Source organism: Geomonas subterranea, from assembly GCF_019063845.1.
Classification (GTDB): Bacteria; Desulfobacterota; Desulfuromonadia; order Geobacterales; family Geobacteraceae; genus Geomonas; species Geomonas subterranea.
The window spans coordinates 3,742,787-3,762,525 of record NZ_CP077683.1 but is presented as its reverse complement, the minus strand read 5'-3'; the positions used below and the strand labels follow the sequence as shown (position 1 = coordinate 3,762,525).

Below are 19,739 nucleotides of genomic sequence, written 5' to 3'. Positions count from 1 at the left end.
CGCGGCGGAGGGTTGTATACATGATCGATGCACGTCAGCGCCGTCAGCGCTGGTTAATCTTTTTCATCCTGTCCCTGATCTACATCCTGGTTTACTTCTACCGCGTTTCCCTTGCCGTGGTCGCCAAGGACGTCTCCCACGACCTGAACCTCACCCCGGCGCAACTCGGTTCGCTCTCCAGCATCCTTTTCTACGTCTACGCGGCGGCGCAGGTCCCGCTGGGGCCGATGATCGACCGGCTGGGAAGCCGCCTGGTGATCAGCGGCTGCGGGGTGCTGACCGCCATCGGGGGGATCCTCTTCTCGCAGGCCGGCACCATGGGGCAGGCACTCGTCGCCCGCATCCTCATCGGGATCGGGACCGCCTCCGTATTGATGGCGACCTTCAGCCTCTTCAGCCACTGGTTCACCAAGCAGGAGTTCGGCAGGGTCTCCGGCCTCATGGTCGCGGTGGGAAACATGGGGAATCTGGCCGGCACGGCCCCGCTCGCCCTGGCGGTCGCCTGGATCGGCTGGCGCAACTCGTTCCTCACCATCGGTGTGATGCAGGCCCTGGCCACGGTGCTCGTCTTTTTGCTGGTGCGGGACCGTCCGGCGGCTGCTCCGGAAATGGAGGAAGGCGAACCGGCGCCGGCGAAGATGGGGATGCTGGAGGCGTGGAAGCGGATCACCACCAACCGGGACTTCTGGCTCCTGGCGGGACTCGCCTTCGCCTGGTACGGCTGCTACCTGGCCGTGCAGGGACTATGGGGGGGGCCGTACCTGATGGAGGTGCGCAAGCTGTCGCGCGAGGAGACCGGGCGCATGCTGATGTTCACCTCGATAGGCTTCATCTGCGGCAGCCTCGTCATCGACACCATCGCGCGGAAGATCCTTCATTCCTACAAAAAGACCTTTCTCTGGGGGCAGGTCCTGCTGCTGATCCTGATGGTCGGCTTCCAGGGGACTATCGACCAGTTCCCCCTGTGGCTTCTGGGCACGTACTTCTTCTGCCTGGGGCTTGCCGTGTCGAGCGGCGTCATGATCTACCCCATCAACCGCTCCATGTTCCCGGTATCCATCGTCGGTACGGCGCTCACCTCGATCAACCTCTTCGTGCTTTTGGGAGCCGCCTCGGTGCAGCAGATCATGGGGATGGTGATCGACGCGGTGGGGAAGACCACGCCGGAGGCGACGGTACAGGCGTTCCATTCCGCCTTCCTGGTTCCGGTGGGAATCCAGGCCGTGGCGGCGGCGCTGTTTTTCTTCGCCAGGGATTACTGGGAGAAAAGCGGGTAAAGGGTGGGGACGACGGGGGGAGAGGCAGGGGCTAGGAGACAGGGACTAGGAGACAGGGACTAGGAGACAGGGACTAGGGGCTAGGGGACCAGGTCTTCCACGGCGGCGCGGAAGGAGTGCAGGTTCTTGGCGCGCTTCAACTGCTTCAGCTCGCGCTCCAACTCGTGGTCCTCCACGTTGGAAACGACACCTTTGATCTTCCCCAGTACCTGCATGTCGCCGCAGAAGAGTTTCCCGTAAAGGGGGAGCAGGTCGCTGAGGTAGCGGTGCAGCATGGCGCGTCTCTCGGTCACGTCAGGGTTCGCGGCGGCGCGGCCGCGCAGCCGCTCGAAAAGCATCGGCTCCCCGATCCCGCCCCGGCCAAGCATGAGCCCCGCCGCACCCGTTTGTTCCAGGATCCCAAGGCCAGAGGCGGCGTTCCTGATGTCGCCGTTGGCGATGACGGGAATGGAGGTCTCTTTGATCACCTCGGCTGTCACCGCGTGGTCGGCGAAGCCGTCGTAGGCCTGGCGCACCGTGCGCGGGTGCAGCACCAGGAAGTCGACCTTCGCCCGCTCGAAGAGCGGCAAGAGCGTGAAGATCTGCCGCGGGTCGTCGTAGCCGGCGCGGATCTTGACCGAGAAGGAGCCGCGGATCTCCTCGCGCAGCGCCGGTATGATCTCTTCCAGCAGTTCCGGGCGCTTCAGCATCCCGCCGCCGGTAAGCCCGCTGGTCATGCGGCCGTAGGGGCAGCCCATGTTCAGGTTGATGTGGATCGCGCCCGCCTTTTGGGCCGTCCTCGCCGCTGCAACCAGGGCGTCCCTGCCGTGCCCGATCAGCTGGACCACCAGCGGCACCCCGTTCTCCTCGGCGGCGCACTCGCGCACGTCCCCCGGCATCAGTAGCTTCTTCTCCGACTGGGAATTGACCCGCATGAACTCGGTCCACACGACGTCCGGGCGCACCCAGGTGGTGAACAGCTCACGCAGCGCGCGGTTGGTGAGCCCCTGCATGGGGGCGAGCATGATCGGCTTCTCCCCGGGGTTCCAGGGGAGCACGTGCTTGGATTGCGGATAGCCGGCGGGAATGAATGCTTCTGACGTTTGCATCTCGATCAGGAATACCGTCTTTGCCAGGCGAGGTGGCCTCGTGTCATGCTCCTCCCCCCGGAGGGGGGAGGTTGGGAGGGGGAAGCTGGAATGTGGAAGCCCCCTCCCTGTCCCTCCCCCTCCGGGGGAGGGGACGAGAGAGTGGCTCACCCCAGCAAAGAGGGATGTTTATCTAGAGGATCTCCACCAGCTCGACTTCGTAGCTGATGTCTTCGCCGGCCAGCGGATGGTTGGCGTCGACCACGATGGAGGTCTCGTTGACCTCGACCACGACCACGTCGACGGGCTCGTCGTCGTCGCCGGTCAGTTCGAGCTCCATGCCGACTTCCGGAACGATGTCGCCGGTCAGCTGCTCGCGGCTGATGGCGAACACCTCGTCCTCATCGTATTCGCCAAAGGCGTCCTCGGCCGGGATCACCACGGTCTTCTTCTCGCCCGGCGCCATGCCTACCAGGGCCGCTTCGATCTGGGGGAAGAAGTCTTCGTTGCCGATGGTGATTTCCATCGGACCGGTTTCGCCGCCGCAGCCGCAGCTGTCGTCATCGCAGCCGTCATCGCCGCAGCCGCAATCGTCGTCATCGCAGCAACCGGTATCCTTGAGGGTGGTGTCAAAGATGGTGCCGTCCTCGAGGGTGCCGGTGAAGTTGATACGTACTTTGTCGCCTTGCTTTGCAATTGCCATTTTTACTCGGTTCCTTCTATTGGTTTGATTTCTAGCTTTTGGCTATGTCAGGGATGGTACGTGGGACGGCACCCGCTAGTCCAGCAAAATTTCACCACGTCCACTTTTTTCTTTGGCATTGCACCATAACGCCGGCTGGCCCGGTTGGTGCGGTTCCTCGTCCGCGCCCTCTGCGCGCAGCATCAGGCTGCCTTGGAGAGTTTCTTCACCGTGAAGCTGTAGCACTGCAGGTAGGTGAGAACGGTGAGCAGGAAGCTGTAGATGATGACGCTGAGAATGAAGGGGTCCCGCGGGGCGGCCAGCGCGAAGATGAAATAGAAGCCCATGACGGATATCTTGGTGACATCCGCCCACCGTTTCTTCTTGGTGAACTCCTTGGTCTCCTCCTGGGTCGGCACCTTCCCGATGAAGGTGAAGTCGCGGTCGGCCTCCTTGGAGGCGAACCTGAAGATCGGGTAGAAAAGCAACAGCTGGATCACGAAGGCGTAGACCACGCCGTTCATGAAGCGATATCCCCTGCCCAACGCCTGCAGCCGCTGCTGGAAATTGACCGCCGTGTAGATCAGGATGGCGATCAGCCCGAACTGCGCCACGGCGAAAATCTTGATGGTCTTGTTGATCTTCTTCAGGTCCAGGGTAGCCGCCATGTAATCTCCTTGAGTGGTTATGCATTGTTACAGCGTCAACTGCTCAATACCATAACAAATAAAATAATGTTATACAACAGAAGAGTCTTGGCTGTGGCAACCGCTCTTTTTACGTTGAACCCGGTCCGCGAATCTAGTAAGTTGGAGCGGCTTTCTGGCCCATGCATGGCATAACGTGCCGTGCCGGTTGTTCTATTGACAATTTGAAGCCCCCGGATAAAGGAGCTTTCCCATGGATGTGACGCTTAACGCCATCGAAGTGAGAGTGCTTGGTTCGCTCATCGAGAAGGAGCTTACCACGCCTGAGTATTACCCCCTTTCCCTCAACGCGCTGGTGAACGCCTGCAACCAGAAATCGAACCGCGACCCGGTCACGAACCTGGACGAGGCCGAGGTGACCGCCGCCCTCGACAGCCTGCGCTTCAAGCAGTTCGCCCTTCTCTCGGGTGCCGGCGGCAGGGTGTCCAAGTACCGTCACGCACTGGTGGAGAAGTTCCGGTTCACCCCCGCGGAGCTCGCGATTCTGTGCGAGCTGATGCTGCGCGGCCCTCAGACCGTGGGGGAGCTGCGGACCCGCGGAGAGCGGATGCACAGCTTCGCCGACCTTGCCGAGGTCGAGGCGGTGCTGCAAGACCTGATGGAGAGGACGCCTCCGCTGGTGACACGTCTGCCGGTTCAGCCCGGGCGCAAGGAGCCGCGTTACTGCCAGCTCCTGTCGGGGGAGCCGGATCTCGCAGAATTGGCGGCTGCGCCGGAAGGCACGAGGGGTGGCGCGGACAGCAAACGGATCGCGGAGCTCGAGCAGGAGGTTGCCGGCCTGCGCGAGGAGGTTGCGGCCCTGCGCCAGACCATCGCCGATTTCAAGAAATCTTTCGAATAGGAGTTACCGATGACCGAAACCAGGGAGGAACTGGCCACCAAGGTGGATATCGCCGACTGGCTCTCGCTCAGGGCGCACCTCGAGCGGGGCGGCGTTGTCGTGGTGGACCCGCTGCTGGAGCTGGCCGAGGTGGGGGCGGCGCTCGCGGTGGATGACGTGCAGAAGGTGCAGCGCTGGCTTTCCTCTGCCCTGTTGACCAAGCCGAGCGGCGAGCAGATACAGAAGTGGGACGCCGAGAAGGGGAAGATCTTCAACTGCCTGATCATCTCTCCCTACGTGTTGATCCAGGAACCAGCCCTGTAATTCCCTTGACGCAAAGGCGCTGCGCGTCGCGGGCAATCAATGGTATCCGCTTCTCCGGAATCCGGATGAACGCTGCAAAGGGGGGAGCGGCAGATAGTGCATCACGCGAATGAAGTCAACCGTTTGCCGCTTTGCGCCTCTGCGGCTGGGCGCCTTCGCGTTGAAAGTCTTTGATGGGAGCCTGAAAGGAGGGGGACATGGAAAAGGAATACGCCGAAGTAACCTGTGCGAGCTGCAGCGCCGTCTGGCAGAAGAAAGGGACCACCAACTGCTGGAGCGGCGACCCGGCCACGGCGCCCGCGAGACCCGGGAACTGTCCGGCGGACGGGCACGCCGCCGTGGTAAAGGAAACGGCGGAACTGATGAAAGGGGAGAGCGAGGACGCCAAGATGGCTTTCGTGGCGGCCCGCGTGGAGGGGCTTTGCTACCAGCCCATCCCCGGCAGCGACGCGGTCAACGCGCGCTGGACCCGGGTCGAAGACACCATCGCCTTCGCCAAGCTCATGGGATACCAGAGGATCGGTATCGCCACCTGTATCGGCCTTCTCGACGAGTGCGAGCGGCTGGTCGCCATCCTGAAGGCCCAGGGGTTCACACCCTTCAGCGTCTGCTGCAAGGCCGGAAGCATCGACAAGAAGGAGTTGGGGCTCGCAGAGAGCGACAAGGTCCGGCCGGGAACCTTCGAGCCTGCATGCAATCCCATCGCGCAGGCGGAGATCTGCAACGGTCTCGACACCGACATGAACATGATCGTCGGCCTGTGCGTCGGCCACGACATGCTCTTCAACAAGTACTCCAAGGCCCCGGTGACCACGCTGGTGGTGAAAGACCGCGTCACCGGCCACAACCCCGCCGCCGTACTCTACGGCCAAAACTTCTACTATAAGAGGCTGCAGAAGGGGCCTTTGGTCATAAAATGATTTATTCATATTGATATGTGTTGATAAACATTCATAATATCAATAATTTATGGTTGACTTTCCACCCGATGGACCGCTAAGGTTTAATACAGCTTTAGCGGTTTTTTTAATTCTCGACCTACCCATGTCCTACCCGCCTTGCTGGTTTGGGATCGTGGGTAGGAAAAGGAGAGGGTGCCATGCCGAAGATCAACCTGACGTTGCGAGAGATAAGGCAGATCGTGCCGCCGGAATTGGGGAGGGTTGATTATTTCGATACGGAGTTGAGGGGCTTCTTGCTGAGGGTGTCCGCCGACTTCCTGGATAAGGGAGGAGTGAAGCAGAAGGGGGCCCGCGTGTTCTACGTCCAGGCGGACGTAATGGACCCGGCAAAGGGCAAATACGTCACCCGTAAGGCCAAGGTGGGGGCCTTTGGCGAATTGACCCCTGATGAGGCACGTGGGAAGGCGCGGTTGCTCCTGCAACAGCTCCGGGATGGGCGGCCTGTAGTTCCTTCCAATGTGCCGACGCTGGCCAAAATGATGGACATTCATTTGGCGGACAAAACGCTCAAACCGCGGACTGAGCACTCGTACCGGTCGGAGATCCCGATCAAGTTTGATACCTGGATGGACTTGCCGCTCACCGAGATCAGCAAGATCCCCGCCGATGTGATCATAGACCGATTCAAGCAAATCGAAAAGGCCCACGGGAGAATGTCGGCTAAGAACAACTTCGGTAAGCTGCAGGCTATCCTAAATTACGCGAAGGTGAAGTACCCGGCGGCGATGCCGGTGAACCCCTGCTCCGTCATCGGCATCGCCGGCCTGTGGCCAAAGACATCCGCTCGGGATGACTGCTTGAGGGGGAATGACTTCAAGGTCTTCAGGGAGGGTATCAAGTCCTTCAACGAGATCACGCAAGACTGCTACGTGTTCTGTCTATATCATGGCTTGCGGAATCGGGAAGCGGCAGGGCTCCGGTGGGAGTATGTCGACCTGGTGGAGGCGACTCTGGTCCTTCCAGACACGAAAAATAATCAGCCGCTGAAGGTCCCCCTATCTCGGCAGTCCCTGGTGATTCTGAAGCGGAGGAAAGAGCAAAACCCAGAAGGGAATCCGTTCGTGTTCCCTTCACTTAACGCCAATCATGCGAGCAAGACCGGACATATCGCCTTGAAGGCCGATCTCCTTCAGTTCAAGACCGGGCTCAAGCTCACGGTCCACGGGTTGCGCAGATCCTTCACTACGGTAGGGGAGCGGCTGAAGCTGCGTCGGCAGGATATTGACAAGCTGACCAACCACTCAGACGGGAGTGTGACGGGAAAGCACTATGACTGCACAGACGTTGACGATCTGCGTACCCCTCTCCAAGCCATTGCCAACGAAATCGAGCGGCTTCTTGTTCATGGTGTGGGCGGGAAAGTTGTGGAATTGGCGGTTGCGGCAAGGAGGTAATAAAGGAATTTTTTGCTTACCTTAGAGATGTGCAACATGTAAATCAATGCTTTTGATTTTTCAGCTTTTTCGCTGCCCCGCTGCTCACTGTTTTGAGTTGCTTCAATTTATCGGTGGCGGCAGCGATCATTTTTTCGATGAGTTCTGTCTCAGCCCCTGAACCTGGTTCTATTGCCGCTATCGACTCTATCGCTTTGGTCCATAGCTCTTCAGGCGTCAACTTGACCGATCCATCGCCTTCCTCGTTTTCCCCCCTTAACCACGATACTGTGACGCCGAAATAATTAGCAATTTTTTCAAGGCTGGCCTGGGATGGTTCAGAAATGCCATGAAGGTACCGCTCCACGCTCGTGGGATTTATAGTTGTTGCTTTGCAAAACGCATACTTTGTGACCTTTTTATCTCCAAACTCCCTATTTAGCAATTCAATCACCCTCGGATAGGTTTTTCCCATTTTTGTCGCCTCGCGTAAAAAAATATATTGACAGATATCATACAACAGTATAATAGGCAATATCATACAACTGTATAATACTACAGGGTGGGTACGGTACATCTACGGCATAGGGAGGACGTTATGTCAAAAAAGCTGCTTAACGAGAAAGAAGTTGCCGAGGCAATTGGAATGTCGGTCGCCTGGATGAGATCCAAGCGTGTCTATGGAGGGGGGATACCGTTTATCAAGATGGGCGACAATGCAAGGGCTAGTGTGAGGTATACCCCGGAAGCTGTGGAGGCTTATATGCGCGACAGGGTAAAAAATTCGACAAGCGCGTACTGAACAGGTTTGCAGAGCCTGTGCCGAAGCAGGACGACAGGAAGCATGTGGAGTGGTGGCAACAATTACTAAAGGAGAGGACAATGAAACGCAACAGCATCAAGACGGTCACTCCCTACGTTGACAGAAAAATGGTGAACCCATCCTCGGTCGTGCCAAAAAGGAGGTGCACTGTAGGAAGGGACAGTATCGCAGAGGAAGCGCTTTACCAGATCGAACAGATCTTGGTTGCGGAGATGGCCCCGGCGCGCTGCACCCGCTTAATCCTGGGGGTGCTGGATGGTGCGGTGGTCCCCGCATCTGGCAAGCTGCACAAAAACACTGCCATCGACCTGGTTGCAGCTACAGCCGAGTGCAAATTGGCATTGATGAAAGAGGCCGCTCAAAAAAATAGCGGAGCCTCTTTTTTTGTTCTGTGCTGCTTGCGGATCGCATTTCCTGAAGATGCCATGAGCGTCTTCGCAGACTACAAAGCGCGGAAAGCCGCGTAAGGGGAGCCTCATATGGAGCAAGTCGACGAGTTGAAGTTTCAACTGGAAGGAGTCAAAGAGAGGATCCGGGCCGTACAGGAGCAGCGTAGCGGCGTGGAGCAGATCCTGGCTACCGTAGATAAAAGGGTGTCGGAACTGGAGGGGAGCCAGGCGATGCTGGAGAACCAAATCCAGGATGCGCGGGCTGAAATTGCCTCGCTGACGTCAAGGTATGCGGATGGGGAGCCGGTTGAAAAGAACCTCCACCGCCTTAAGGCAACCTTTGGCACTCTTGAGACCAAACTCTCTACGGTAACGTCTGCTCTGGCGGTGGCCAGGAGTAAGCGCGAAGAGCCTGTACGCCAGATAGCGCAGATCGAAAAAACACTGAAGCATGAGCAGGAGCAGTTCTGGCGACTGGTTTACGAGGTCGAGCTTACCAAAACCATCCCGCAGGTACTGCGGCTTCTCTATGCCGCGAAGGGTGGAGCATGTTCGGCATCCAGTCTGGGGTGGCTTGGGTTCTACCCGGAGGACGTTGAGCAGTTCTTTGTTCGAAAATTCTATGACTCCAATATGGTCGGCTCCAGCGCGACCATTCAGGCGGCGCAGCAGCAGCTGGTGGAAGAATATGGTTCTCCTTCAGGAGAAGAGGCCAAGACGGGTCTGTTTTCCAAACTCTTCAAAAGCTAGCTGGGACAAATTTGCCGCGGTCATCCGAGGAGAGGTACAGCATAGGTGATCGCGGCATCAACAAGTTGACCTCCAATTATGCTGTACCAGGGGCTAGGTCAAGGAGACCCCGGCTATGTGCCGCTAACTTGGCTGAAACATGACAAAAGGAGGCTGAATATGGCTGCAAAGGTGGAACAGATACAGAGAGAGCATCTTACCGACGAGGATTGGGCCAACTTCTGCCGCTTCATGGAAGTGACCGTGAGGCTTAAGGCGCATCTGATCGCGCGCAGGGGCAAGGGAAGCGATAAGTGATAAGGAGGGTGGGGATGTTACCCACGAGTAGCTTCACCTACAAGGAACTCACAGAGACAGCTGAAAGTGGGTGGATGCCATACGGCTTGAGCAGCTAGCGATACTGCGATAGTGCGCAATTCTGGCCCTGTCGGAGGAGTTAGATCAACAACACAAAAGGGGGAGACACATGATTAAAAAAATACAGGTGTGGGACCATTCCGTTCAGCAGGTAAGCACCGAATTAGTCAGGGCATCTTCGATAGTGTCGAGATTTGCCAGCAAGGCGAATGGAGCGGGCGATCAGCTCAGCCCTAAATCCCCAGAAACAGACGTCACAGAGATCGTTGACTTTTTGTATGAGTGTGGGGAAGTGCTGTCGCTTCTGTCGGAATCACTTCGTACCTTAGATGAAGACGTGGTCTACCCGATGCTTACCGAGGCGAAGGCTTAAGGGCCGCAGGCCCTCTGCAGATAAATTGCAACGCACAAAGGAGATTCCATGAGTATCGATGCATTCCTCAGGCGCACGCTGGCCCCTGTAGTCCAAAGGGTGCCGGTTCCCGGCAGGTTCCTGCGGCAGCGGTTCTTTGGCCGCGTTTACACCTTTGGTACCACGGATATCGACATCGATGTCGTTATGCCTAAACGTGGGATGGCGCCTTACGTTCATCCCACTCTAGCCGGCAAGGTTACTTCGTCGCAGGGGTACACCATGAAGACCTATACGCCGCCAACCCTTAAACCAAACAAGCTGATAACTCCTGATCACCTGTACGTCCGTCGGCCAAGTGCAACCCTGTACGATCAAGGGGAGGACCTGGCTAAGGTGCTCGACGAGCTGATGGGGGAAAGGGTGGCTGAGATCAACGACGAAATCGCTTTTAGGATTGAGCAGCAGGCATCCAAGGCGCTTTTCGCCGGTGTCATCCCCGTCACCGGTGAGGGCTACAACCATATTATCGACTTCAATCTCCCTCCCACTCACAACATCATTCTTCTGAACGCGGCCGCCTGGGATCAGGTTGGAACAGCTACGCCCTGGGACGACTTGGTGAACGCGTGCCGGATCAATGCCCAGGATGGGCAGGTCGTATCGGACACCGTTGTATTCGGTGCTGAGGCATGGCCGCTCTTCCGTGAAGATCTGCGAGCAAAAGGGCTGCTCAATATGCTGAACCTAGACCTGGGGATGATATCCCCTACGCAGATCGACCCCGGCACAACATACCTCGGCAGCATCCGTGACTCCGATATGAATGTGGACCTCTTCAGCTATTCGGCGCGATATCAGGACGAGGACGGAACGATGAAGCCTTATATTCCGGTGGATGAGGTTTTCGTCGGGTCTACGCTTGCTACAGGGAACCAGGAACTCTACGGCGCAGTCCAGTCGCTGCAGACCTCCAATTTCAGGGGACAGATTTTCATCGACGTAGAGTTCCGGAAAAATCCTGAATTGATAGAACTGCTGCCTCAATCGGCGCCGCTGATCGCCTTACTCGAACCGGCAGCAGGTACGCGAATCAAGGTGAAGTAGTGTATAGGCGGCTTGGATTGGCAAAGGTGCCGAGGCGAAGCAGCCTATCCCATCCCCCCTGCCCCCTCACACGCGCGTCCGCTCAGAAGATCATCTCTGGTTTTTCTGCCCAGGCGGTCGCCGTAGGTAGGCGCATGCGACATGCCTACCGAGGAGTAGGCAGTAAACCGATCGGGGGGGGGCGCGTATCCAGCGTTGGGGGAGCCAAAAAATCGCGGGTCCTTCCAGGCCGACGTGTAGTGCGGGCGGCTGAGCTCGCAAACATTCTGTAGCTAAGCAATTTTTATCGGTTCGGTTTTTCGGGTTTCAGTTCCATCTGCAGGATTATTTATCTAGGGAGAAAAACGTGAAAAACAGCAGGCTTTTCAGTGAGATTTCAAGGCACCTGACGGAATGCCTGCTTGATGAGCCGGCCGCGGTGAAGTGCTTCCTGCAGGCCATGCACGGTTACGAAGCTAAGTGCCCTGGCTGTGGGATGGCCGTAACGTCTTCAAGGGCCCTCGAAAGCTTTTGGGCACTGAGGAGGGTCTCCTGCAGGCGGTGCAACAAGCTTTTCTCAGGTTTCTCGGGGACGCCCCTTCAGAACCTGAAGATCAGCGCGCGAAAGCTCTACTTGATTGTCTTCTACACGGGCCTCGGGCTTTCCCCTAAGGAAATATCCGATCGTTTAGACCTGCAGGTCTCAACGGTACAAGTGTGGGTTGAGAAGGCGAAGGAGATCCATCTGCATGAGGGCCTCCCGAGTCCTGACGCTTCTGCTGCCCTTGAACCCTCCAGTCGCAGAGGCGTGAATGTTTGATACTCCAGATATTTCAGATATCAGAGAACAAGTTGAAGCCCGTGTTGTAGAGGAAAATGAGCTTCTTCCGCCCCCTGCTGTCACACCTGTTCAAGAGAGCCCCATTGACCGCGATTTGGTGCGCAAATGCTTGGCCAACAACGAGCGTGGTGATGGCATCCTTTACAGCCGGCTCCACAGGGGGAAGTTTGTCTACGTCAAGAAGAGCCAGGAGTGGCTTAAATTCTCGTCCCACTTTTGGGAGCAGGACGTGTACCAGGAGCACCTTCGCGCAGTTGAGAAGGTGGCTCTTGCCTACAAAGAGGTGGGGGACGCCCTACAGCCAGCCATTGATCAGCAGGGGAGCGACCTGCGGGAGCTGAAAGGTCGCGCAAAAGTTGCGGCTGGCTTGGTCGTAGATGCAGAGAAGGCGATTAAAGATGCCATTAAGGAGAGGACGGGACTCTCCGAAGCCGAGCATCAGTATGAATCAGCAAAAGCGGCTGCTGCCGAACTCGACAATATGGTTAAGGCTGCAGCTGTTGAGCTCGGTGCGCTTATCTCTGAGCAGAAGGCATACCACCGCCGTATCGACCGGCTGAGGGCCATCAACGGGGCGTCGAAGTGCGCGGAGTGGGCCCACATCGTAGAACACCCCCTGGCGATCAGCGGGGACGAGCTGGACCAGCAGCCCTGGCTGTTGCCATGCAAGAACGGGATTATCGATCTTCGCACGGGCGAGTTGCGACCAGGTACCCCCGGTGATTGGCTCACCAAGGCTTGCCCTGTGGAGTACCGAGGCTTCGAGGAGCCATGTCCGGAATGGGAAAAGTTTCTCGCCTCGATTCAGCCGGACCCGGACATTCTCAGGTTCCTGCCGACGCTCTTCGGGTACGGGATCACCGGCCACTCAATCGAACAGTTCATCGCGGTCTTCATGGGACCTGGCCGCAACGGCAAAGGAGTCCTCTTCGAGATCCTGGAGATGATTCTGGGGCCGCTGTACTGGACTATCCAGGCAGAACTTCTGCTCGAGAACAAGAACGCACGTTCCAGCGCCGGCGCGTCTCCCGACATCGTGGCTTTAAAGGGGCGCCGGATCTGTGCTGCGTCTGAGACCGACCAAGGACGGCGCATAAGCTGCGCCCGGGTGAAGGAACTTACCGGCAGCGATACCCTCAATGCCCGCCTCCTGTACGACAAGCACGACACCAACTTCCGACCGACTCACAAGCTGTTTCTCCGCACCAACAACGTGCCGGAGGGGCTTACTAAGGATTTCGCGTTGCGGGAGCGCTTGTTGTACATCACCTTCCCATACCGGTTCGTAGACGATCCGGTGGTCAAGGCACAGGAGGATCCACCGAACGCGGAGTTCTACCGCCTCAAGGATCGTGGCTTGAAGGATCGGCTGGTCAAGGAGCTACCCGGTATCCTCGCGTGGCTGGTCAGAGGCTGTGCACAATGGCAGGCTGACGGGAAGCTGAAGCCGCCGGAGTCGATCCGCAACGCTGTTGAGGAACTCCGGCATGCGGAGGACTACGTCGGCAGGTTTATTTGCGACTGCTGTGACCAAACTGGCCCGGAGCAGTGGGAAGTCTACAACCTGCTCTACGCGTCCTTTGTGCGCTGGTACTGCGAGGAAGAGTGCATCGATAAGGACAGTAAGGACGCCAAATTTATCCCTTCGAGTAAGCGGGTGTCAGCGGAGCTGAAAAGCAAGGGGTACGACAGTCCCGACAAGAAGTCTACGGGGGGAACGAAGCGCGTGTATGGCCTCAAGCTCGTGGTGCCTTAGTCTCCGCTTATGCTCCCTGCAGACTCCACCGGGAGGGGTTCAGGGTTAAGTTTATTCCCATCGTACGAAAATGGGAATATGGGCATAAATTAAGGAATGAATCTAAATGCGCGAATGATAGAACCTATTTCGTTTTCATTCCCATTATTCCGAAAGTCTCACAGTCTCGCACGCGCGCGCGAAAGTATGAGTGCCTTGGGCTTTATTTATCTTTCTAGTCTTATAAAAATTTTTTCCACTTATATGACTTTAGGAATAATGGGAATAAAAGAAACAATAAACACTAAAAGAACAGTAAAACCAAAGTCTTGTGGCTTATGCCTATTTTTATTCCCATTATTCCCATCCACCAAAGCAGAGATTTGGGAATAAAGCCATGACCTTCCTTGACCAGGTCCAAAATTACGTTGTGCTGCGGAAGTCCGGGAAAAATATGGTGGGCCCCTGCCCCAAGTGTGGAGGCACCAGGGATAGCGACCGGTTCGTGGTCAACACGGTCAAGGACTTCGGTCACTGCTACTCCTGTGGCTTCAATACCGATGTGATCAGGCTTCTTCGGGAAATGGAAGGCCTTAGCTGCCCGGATGCACACCGGGAAGCGGACCGGCGCTGTGACAGTCCAGACTGTCCTGCATGGTCGAAGTGCTCCAAGGGAGAAGGAAGGGTGAGGCAACGCCGAGATGATCGCGCAACCCCTGCAGCTCCTCGGGAGGAAAAGGGATACACGCCGACCATGGCAGAAGATCCGGATGCAAGGTGGCAGGATCGGGCTCAGGAATATGTTACGCGCTGCCACCAACGGCTCCTGGAGTCCCCGGAACAACTGGCCTACCTGGCAAGTAGAGGGCTCCCTAGGGAAGCCGTCGTGAAGTACCAGCTTGGATGGATACCGGAGACAGAGTTCAAAAGCCGGCGGGCCTGGGGGCTGCCAGACAAGTGGCACAACGATGAGCAGCGGTGGATCACGTCGATGGGCTTCCAGCAAGGGATCTTGATCCCCTGGTTCATCAACGGCCGGGTGCATCGGCTCAGATACCGTAAAGCAAAGGTCTCCGGACCAAAGGATCCGCGCTACATGTGGGTCGACGGTAGCGGCACCGATATCGTTTGCCTCAATCCCCAAGCAGGGGCGCATTGTGTAGTCGAAAGCGATCTGGATGGCCTTCTGGTCGACTGGCTGGCCGGGGACCTAGTGGGGGCTGTCCCGCTGGGATCGTGTTCGGTACACCCAAAGGCCTCGGTGTACGAACTGCTAAACAAGAGTCTTCGCATCCTAGTGGCAATGGACTTCGATGGAGAGATCAGAGAAGGCAAAGTTCATGCTCCAGGTGCAAAGGCGTCTCAATGGTGGAAGACGACCTTCCCTTTTACAGCTCGTCGTTGGCCTGTTCCCAAGGGGAAAGATCCAGGGGAGGCCTATGCCGAGGGCGTCAACCTCAGAGACTGGGTAGTAGCAGGTCTTCCGCCGGCGATGAGGGTTTCTTCTCAGGGGCGGGAAGAGGTAAAGGCCTTGCCGCGGAGCTTTGACAGGGAGGGACTGCAGAGGCTCCTCAGCATCACCACCAAAGAGGTCATTGCTGCACGTCCTGCCGGCGCCCAGACATGGCTCGACCAAAACCACCCGTCGCTGGTGAAAGAGCTAGTGGAGCTTAGCAAGATTGTCGACGACGCGTATGCAGCAGAAGACGAAGCCACCTTCCTTGAAACGCTAGAGGCATGGAGGCTACAGCATCTGAACGCATGGGCGGTGTACGAGTGTAGCAGTAGCATGCCGAGCATTCCCAGCCATGAAAAGACTTCCATGGGGGAAGGGGCCAACGGCTTATAACCCTAAAATTTGAAAGGAGGTGGGGTGGTGTCAAAGAATAGGAATCGTAGCCTTATGACGGTGGTAGAGGCCCGTACGAAGGTGTGCCCGGTCACTCGGCAAGGTAGTGGTAAAGGCAAGCGCTGCCTTGCCGATAGTTGCCCTCTTTGGAGTACGGAATTCTACGTCCTCAAGCCTGGTAAGGCTTTGATAGGGGCCGGATGTTGCACCTACGGGAGGAGGTGAGGCCAAGATTAATTCTTAAGGCGCGCAGGAGTCTATCGGGAGGAGATTAAATGAGAAGATTCGTAACGGTAAACGATGAAACGGGCACACCGATGCTAGAGATTTGGGTTCCTGAAGAGTGGCAGGATTCGGACGTCACAAAATTTTTGAAATCAATCGCTGACACTTTCGAGGGAAACGCCGCAGAGTGTGCTTGCGGTTCAATGATTTACAAGCATGAGAATTACATTTGCAGAAAATGCAGCAACGGCAAAAAGCCGCAACTCAAATTAGTCAAATAGGGGGGGGTGAAACATGGGTAAGGTAGGTATCTTCGAGGAACAACCGCAGAAGTGGTTCCAGTACGACAATGACACTGAGGTGCTACTGCAGCACGTCGAAAAAAGCCGGCTTAACACGATTTTGATGCAGGGAGCTGAAGAGGCCAAGAAGATGAGGGCAAAAGCCAGCGACGTGCAGGATATCTTCCTGGGCAGGGCAGCGGTGCTCAACTGGCGCAAAATCGGCACCGATGATGAGCCAGGCTTTCAACTACCTGACGGATCGCCGTTTCCCTTCAGCACGGATAACCGTAACCGGCACATGGTGAAGAGTAAGAGGTTTGCCGAATTCGTGTTTCGGGTCTGCACTGATGAACTGCAGTTCCTCGAGGATGATCGGTCTGAGATCGCAGGAGAGGACCTGAAGGGAGTGGAAGAGGTCCTGGTGGAACTCGGGAAAGACGAGCCGGGAGACGGCACGATGAGAGGTGAATCCAATGGCGAAAGACATTAGCCTCAAGATTTCAGGCAACGTAGATGGTGCCGAACGGGAGATTAGGAAGCTGCAGGCGACTGGCCAGCAGGTCGCCAGCGTGCTCGAGCAGTCATTCTCCCAGCTGGGGCTCCAATCGTCTGTAGCGGTCGAGGCTCAGCAGGCCGCTTACATCTCCGCATACGAGCGGATCCGCAACTCAGGCACCGCAACTTGGCAAGAGGTCCAGTCGGCGCACGCGGCCATGACCGCGAAGGTCACCGAGCTTGCAACCCGGCTTGACCCCGTAGGCACAAAGCTGGCGCGCATCGATCAGGAGATTGCGGCGATGATGGCAAGCGGGGAGTCGGTGGTTGATCGCCTCTCTGTCGCCTTTGAGCAACTCGGCATACGATCCACCGCGGCGATCGAGAAAGAGCGCGCCACTGCAGTGGCCGCCTACGAACAGATCAGGGCTTCGGGGGTCGCGACTTGGCAGGAAATCCAGACCGCGCACGCGGCCATGACAACCAAGGTGCAGGCTCTGGATCTGGAGTCCAAATTTGGGCCGGGATCCGCCGGCGCAAAGACCTTCACGCAGCACATCGACGACATCGGTGGGGCCGTTGACCGCCTTACCCCGAGATTCACGGGGCTTGTTGCCAGCCTCGCCATTTTCTACGCCGGCTCGAAACTCTGGGACGGGTTCAAATATGGCATCCAAAGCGTCGACGATTTCCAGCAGGCGGTTACTAAGAGCGCGGCAATTATCGCTTCGCTCTCTCAGGACAAAGATATAGCCGGAAGTTACCAACGAGCGAAAGAGTACGCTACCGGCCTGAACGATGTACTGATGCAGGTCGACAGCCGGACTAACCTCAACCTGGCCAACCTGCAGGCTATCACCGAGGAGATGGTCAAGCAAGGGGTGGTCCTCGACTATACCAACGCCCAGCAGGTGGAGGGGTTCACCCGTCTTGCCAATGCGGTAGCGGTGTATAGCCGAAACGGCGCCGACGAACGGCAGTTACGCCAGGAAGTTTCCGCGCTGCTCAAGGGGCAGGTTGACCAGAATAGCCAACTCGCATCGATGCTGCAGCGCACGGTCGACGGGCCGCTCAAGAAGCAGGTTGAGCAATGGATAGCCTCCGGAACGATCGTAAAAGAGCTTGGAGAACGCCTGAGTGGTTTTGGACCCGCCGCCGACGACCTGGCCACCTCTTGGAGCTCAGTGAAGAGTTCTTTGGAGACTTCGATAAGCCTGGTGATGCGCGCAGGTTTTTCCGATATCGTGAAGGACGTCGCCGGTTGGTTTGGTAAAATCAACGACTATCTGAAAACCCACCGTGAGGAAATAGGCACAAAGATTAAGGGGGCTTGGGAGGAGGCAAAGAGCCTCATGTCGGATGCCGCGACGATAGCCAGGGCGATTTACAACAATTTTGAGCCTTTTACCGTACTCTTTGTTGGCGGGGCGCTGCTTACCGGGCTGGCCAAGGCGGTTGGGTTGTTCACCACCCTGCGTGACCTTGCGGTCTCTACCAGTGCGGCGATGGCCGGTATAGGCATGGTCGGAGCTGGGGCGGGTGCTGCAGGAGCTGCCGGAACTGCCGCCGGCGCAGCTGGTGCTGGAGGGCTAAGTGGAATTTTCACAGGGTCGGCAGCTGCAGGTACGGGAATTCTAGGAAGCACCATTTCATGGGGAGCGCTTGGAAGTGCGGTTCTACCTGCCATCCCCCTCGGCATAGGCGTCGGCTACGCTGCTCAACCCGCTGTCCGGTGGGCAGATCGCGCCCTTTACAACAAATTCGGCATCAGCCTCACCTATGAGGAAATGTATCGCCAACAACAACAGCGAAGCGCTGACGCCGATTCCCGATGGACCTTCTTCCAGTCCCAGAATGAGCGCTCACCTCAGAACCGTGCGGTAAGTGCGGCGGTTATCCCGCAGCTGAACCTCGGGCCCTCCCAGGAACAAAACAAGGACCGGTTAGAACTCCTCAACAAGCAGCTGGCCGACTACAAATCAGCCGCTGTGCAGCAGACTGTCTATGCTAAGGGGCAGTCGGAGATAGCACTGGAGAATTGGAAGAACCAGTATGCCCAGGGAAAGATCTCTACCGCGGATTATTACAGCTATGTTGAGGAAATGGATAGGTGGGCCGGACAGAGTCGCATAGACGAAGCAAAATGGGTCGTTGACGCCCAGTCTGTCATCTTCGAGGCTGCGAAGAGCATGTTCGGCTCTGGCAGTAAAGAGGCACTGGACGAATCGAGAAAGCTGACAGACGCCCAAAAGGAGCTGCAATCCGTTACTTTTGCCTACGACAAGAGCGTCATAGTAAACGCAGAACAGAAACGCGTGGCTCTCAAGCAGGAAGCGGACGGGTATTCCAAGCTCAGAAGCGAGACGCTGTCTGCAGCCGGCGAGTATATTGCTGCGGAGCAAGAGAAACAGTCTCTCGAGGAAAAGAGCTTAGAGTATCAGCGCATGAAGCTCGCAGCTGAGGGAGGCGAGGCCTATGCCGTGGCGGCTCTGGCCGACACAGAAAAGCGGCGTGCTGTCGATAATGCTACGGCCGCAGCCAAGGAACATGAAGCGGCTCGGCAGTATGAGGCTGACAAGGCCAGGATGCAGGACGAGGTGGAAGCGCTGAATGGCGTGGATAGGGAGGTCATCAAGACCAATGCCGAATTGCGCGACGGCATGAATAAGGAGAAGGACCTCCGCGACAAGCTATCGATAGCCTGGGCCGTCGGGAATGCGAAAGCTATTTCCGGCCTCAATGCTGAGATCAGCCTGCAAGAACAGCTTAACCTGCGCCTGCAACGGGAGATTGAACTCAGAAATCGTAGAGATGAGCTGACCGGAAAAATCGTGGGCTATAGTGGGAACACTCCCATCTACGCCGACTCGTACCAGAAACAGCAGGCGGCCAATGGCTATGTGTCTAACGCGCAGCTTCTCTCAAACGCTGGGGCTGAGGTAGGCAAAAACTACTGGGGAGAGTCCGTGGACAAAAACGGGAACGTAATCAACCCCTACGGGATGCCTTCCATGACCACCTGGACCCCGCTTGCTGTCGGGACCAATTTCATCCCGTATGATAACTTCCCTGCGCTTCTGCACAAAGGCGAAGCGGTCGTGCCAGCTAAGTACAACAACGGTGGCCAGGGCGTGAGTTTCCATGGTGATATCAACATTACTGTCCAAGGTGGGGAAACGACTTCGGTAATGGCAAGGGACCTCGCTCGTAAGATATTGTCTGAAGTCAATGATCTAAACCGCCGTAGGTTAGGATAATAGCAGAATTCCCGGGAGCTCGGGGAGACAGACCTCCGGATCGTTAACCCATCCCTAGCGTCCTAGACCTTAGTTTCTTAAATC

21 protein-coding genes are annotated in these 19,739 nt (G+C 57.0%); 17 read left to right on the top strand and 4 right to left on the bottom strand.

Annotation, left to right across the window (positions count from 1 at the left end):
• Positions 1 to 20 precede the first annotated feature (20 nt).
• Positions 21 to 1,277 carry an MFS transporter gene (locus tag KP001_RS16395; RefSeq protein WP_217286651.1) on the top strand — a complete coding sequence of 419 codons (1,257 nt, stop codon included), beginning with the start codon at positions 21 to 23 and terminating at the stop codon, positions 1,275 to 1,277.
• A gap of 80 nt (positions 1,278 to 1,357) precedes the next feature.
• Here the strand turns inward: KP001_RS16395 and KP001_RS16390 are convergent, their stop codons facing one another.
• From KP001_RS16390 to KP001_RS16380, 3 genes are all read right to left on the bottom strand, one after another.
• Entirely contained in the window at positions 1,358 to 2,365 is a 1,008-nt protein-coding gene (locus KP001_RS16390; RefSeq protein WP_217286650.1) for a tRNA dihydrouridine synthase, read from the bottom strand.
• A gap of 172 nt (positions 2,366 to 2,537) precedes the next feature.
• Positions 2,538 to 3,047 carry an FKBP-type peptidyl-prolyl cis-trans isomerase gene (locus KP001_RS16385; RefSeq protein ID WP_217286649.1) on the bottom strand — a complete coding sequence of 170 codons (510 nt, stop codon included), beginning with the start codon at positions 3,045 to 3,047 and terminating at the stop codon, positions 2,538 to 2,540.
• A 182-nt stretch (positions 3,048 to 3,229) separates the two neighbouring features.
• The gene (locus KP001_RS16380) at positions 3,230 to 3,694 is read right to left on the bottom strand and encodes a hypothetical protein (RefSeq protein ID WP_217286648.1); all 465 of its coding nucleotides are present in this window, start codon (positions 3,692 to 3,694) and stop codon (positions 3,230 to 3,232) included.
• Positions 3,695 to 3,926: 232 nt separating this feature from the next.
• Between KP001_RS16380 and KP001_RS16375 the strand changes: the two genes are divergently transcribed.
• From KP001_RS16375 to KP001_RS16360, 4 genes are all read left to right on the top strand, one after another.
• A complete protein-coding gene (locus tag KP001_RS16375) occupies positions 3,927 to 4,574 on the top strand; it encodes a YceH family protein (protein WP_217286647.1) in 648 nt (215 codons plus the stop codon).
• A gap of 9 nt (positions 4,575 to 4,583) precedes the next feature.
• The gene (locus KP001_RS16370; RefSeq protein ID WP_217286646.1) at positions 4,584 to 4,877 is read left to right on the top strand and encodes a DUF2288 domain-containing protein; all 294 of its coding nucleotides are present in this window, start codon (positions 4,584 to 4,586) and stop codon (positions 4,875 to 4,877) included.
• A gap of 197 nt (positions 4,878 to 5,074) precedes the next feature.
• Positions 5,075 to 5,797: a DUF1847 domain-containing protein gene (locus KP001_RS16365; RefSeq protein ID WP_217286645.1), complete on the top strand. Its 723-nt coding sequence runs from the start codon at positions 5,075 to 5,077 to the stop codon at positions 5,795 to 5,797.
• A gap of 179 nt (positions 5,798 to 5,976) precedes the next feature.
• Positions 5,977 to 7,233: a tyrosine-type recombinase/integrase gene (locus KP001_RS16360; protein ID WP_217286644.1), complete on the top strand. Its 1,257-nt coding sequence runs from the start codon at positions 5,977 to 5,979 to the stop codon at positions 7,231 to 7,233.
• Between the two features lie 43 nt (positions 7,234 to 7,276).
• On the opposite strand, the gene KP001_RS16355 is transcribed toward KP001_RS16360, so the two are convergent.
• Complete coding sequence (locus tag KP001_RS16355; protein ID WP_217286643.1) at positions 7,277 to 7,687, bottom strand: helix-turn-helix domain-containing protein; 411 nt, start codon at positions 7,685 to 7,687, stop codon at positions 7,277 to 7,279.
• Positions 7,688 to 7,810: 123 nt separating this feature from the next.
• Here KP001_RS16355 and KP001_RS16350 point away from each other — a divergent pair, with 123 nt between their 5' ends.
• The 12 genes from KP001_RS16350 to KP001_RS16295 all read left to right on the top strand — a co-directional run bounded on the left by KP001_RS16350 (position 7,811) and on the right by KP001_RS16295 (position 19,655).
• Positions 7,811 to 8,014, top strand: a complete 204-nt coding sequence (locus KP001_RS16350; RefSeq protein ID WP_217286642.1) for a helix-turn-helix transcriptional regulator — start codon at positions 7,811 to 7,813, stop codon at positions 8,012 to 8,014.
• A gap of 80 nt (positions 8,015 to 8,094) precedes the next feature.
• Positions 8,095 to 8,502: a hypothetical protein gene (locus KP001_RS16345; protein ID WP_217286641.1), complete on the top strand. Its 408-nt coding sequence runs from the start codon at positions 8,095 to 8,097 to the stop codon at positions 8,500 to 8,502.
• 12 nt (positions 8,503 to 8,514) lie between these two features.
• Positions 8,515 to 9,174, top strand: a complete 660-nt coding sequence (locus tag KP001_RS16340) for a hypothetical protein (protein ID WP_217286640.1) — start codon at positions 8,515 to 8,517, stop codon at positions 9,172 to 9,174.
• A 159-nt stretch (positions 9,175 to 9,333) separates the two neighbouring features.
• Complete coding sequence (locus KP001_RS16335; RefSeq protein WP_217286639.1) at positions 9,334 to 9,471, top strand: hypothetical protein; 138 nt, start codon at positions 9,334 to 9,336, stop codon at positions 9,469 to 9,471.
• A gap of 169 nt (positions 9,472 to 9,640) precedes the next feature.
• Positions 9,641 to 9,904 carry a hypothetical protein gene (locus tag KP001_RS16330; protein ID WP_217286638.1) on the top strand — a complete coding sequence of 88 codons (264 nt, stop codon included), beginning with the start codon at positions 9,641 to 9,643 and terminating at the stop codon, positions 9,902 to 9,904.
• 48 nt (positions 9,905 to 9,952) lie between these two features.
• Positions 9,953 to 10,990, top strand: a complete 1,038-nt coding sequence (locus tag KP001_RS16325) for a major capsid protein (RefSeq protein ID WP_217286637.1) — start codon at positions 9,953 to 9,955, stop codon at positions 10,988 to 10,990.
• Between the two features lie 346 nt (positions 10,991 to 11,336).
• Positions 11,337 to 11,789 (top strand): hypothetical protein, encoded by a 453-nt coding sequence (locus KP001_RS16320; RefSeq protein WP_217286636.1) that lies wholly within the window; start codon positions 11,337 to 11,339, stop codon positions 11,787 to 11,789.
• Positions 11,782 to 13,566, top strand: a complete 1,785-nt coding sequence (locus tag KP001_RS16315; protein ID WP_217286635.1) for a DNA primase family protein — start codon at positions 11,782 to 11,784, stop codon at positions 13,564 to 13,566. The genes KP001_RS16320 and KP001_RS16315 overlap by 8 nt, the downstream gene beginning before the upstream one ends.
• Before the next feature lie 376 nt (positions 13,567 to 13,942).
• Positions 13,943 to 15,394, top strand: a complete 1,452-nt coding sequence (locus tag KP001_RS16310; RefSeq protein ID WP_217286634.1) for a CHC2 zinc finger domain-containing protein — start codon at positions 13,943 to 13,945, stop codon at positions 15,392 to 15,394.
• A 275-nt stretch (positions 15,395 to 15,669) separates the two neighbouring features.
• On the top strand, positions 15,670 to 15,900 hold the full coding sequence (locus tag KP001_RS16305) for a hypothetical protein (protein WP_217286633.1): 231 nt from the start codon (positions 15,670 to 15,672) through the stop codon (positions 15,898 to 15,900).
• 13 nt (positions 15,901 to 15,913) lie between these two features.
• Positions 15,914 to 16,393 carry a hypothetical protein gene (locus tag KP001_RS16300; RefSeq protein WP_217286632.1) on the top strand — a complete coding sequence of 160 codons (480 nt, stop codon included), beginning with the start codon at positions 15,914 to 15,916 and terminating at the stop codon, positions 16,391 to 16,393.
• On the top strand, positions 16,377 to 19,655 hold the full coding sequence (locus tag KP001_RS16295; protein WP_217286631.1) for a hypothetical protein: 3,279 nt from the start codon (positions 16,377 to 16,379) through the stop codon (positions 19,653 to 19,655). The genes KP001_RS16300 and KP001_RS16295 overlap by 17 nt, the downstream gene beginning before the upstream one ends.
• Positions 19,656 to 19,739: the final 84 nt, after the last annotated feature.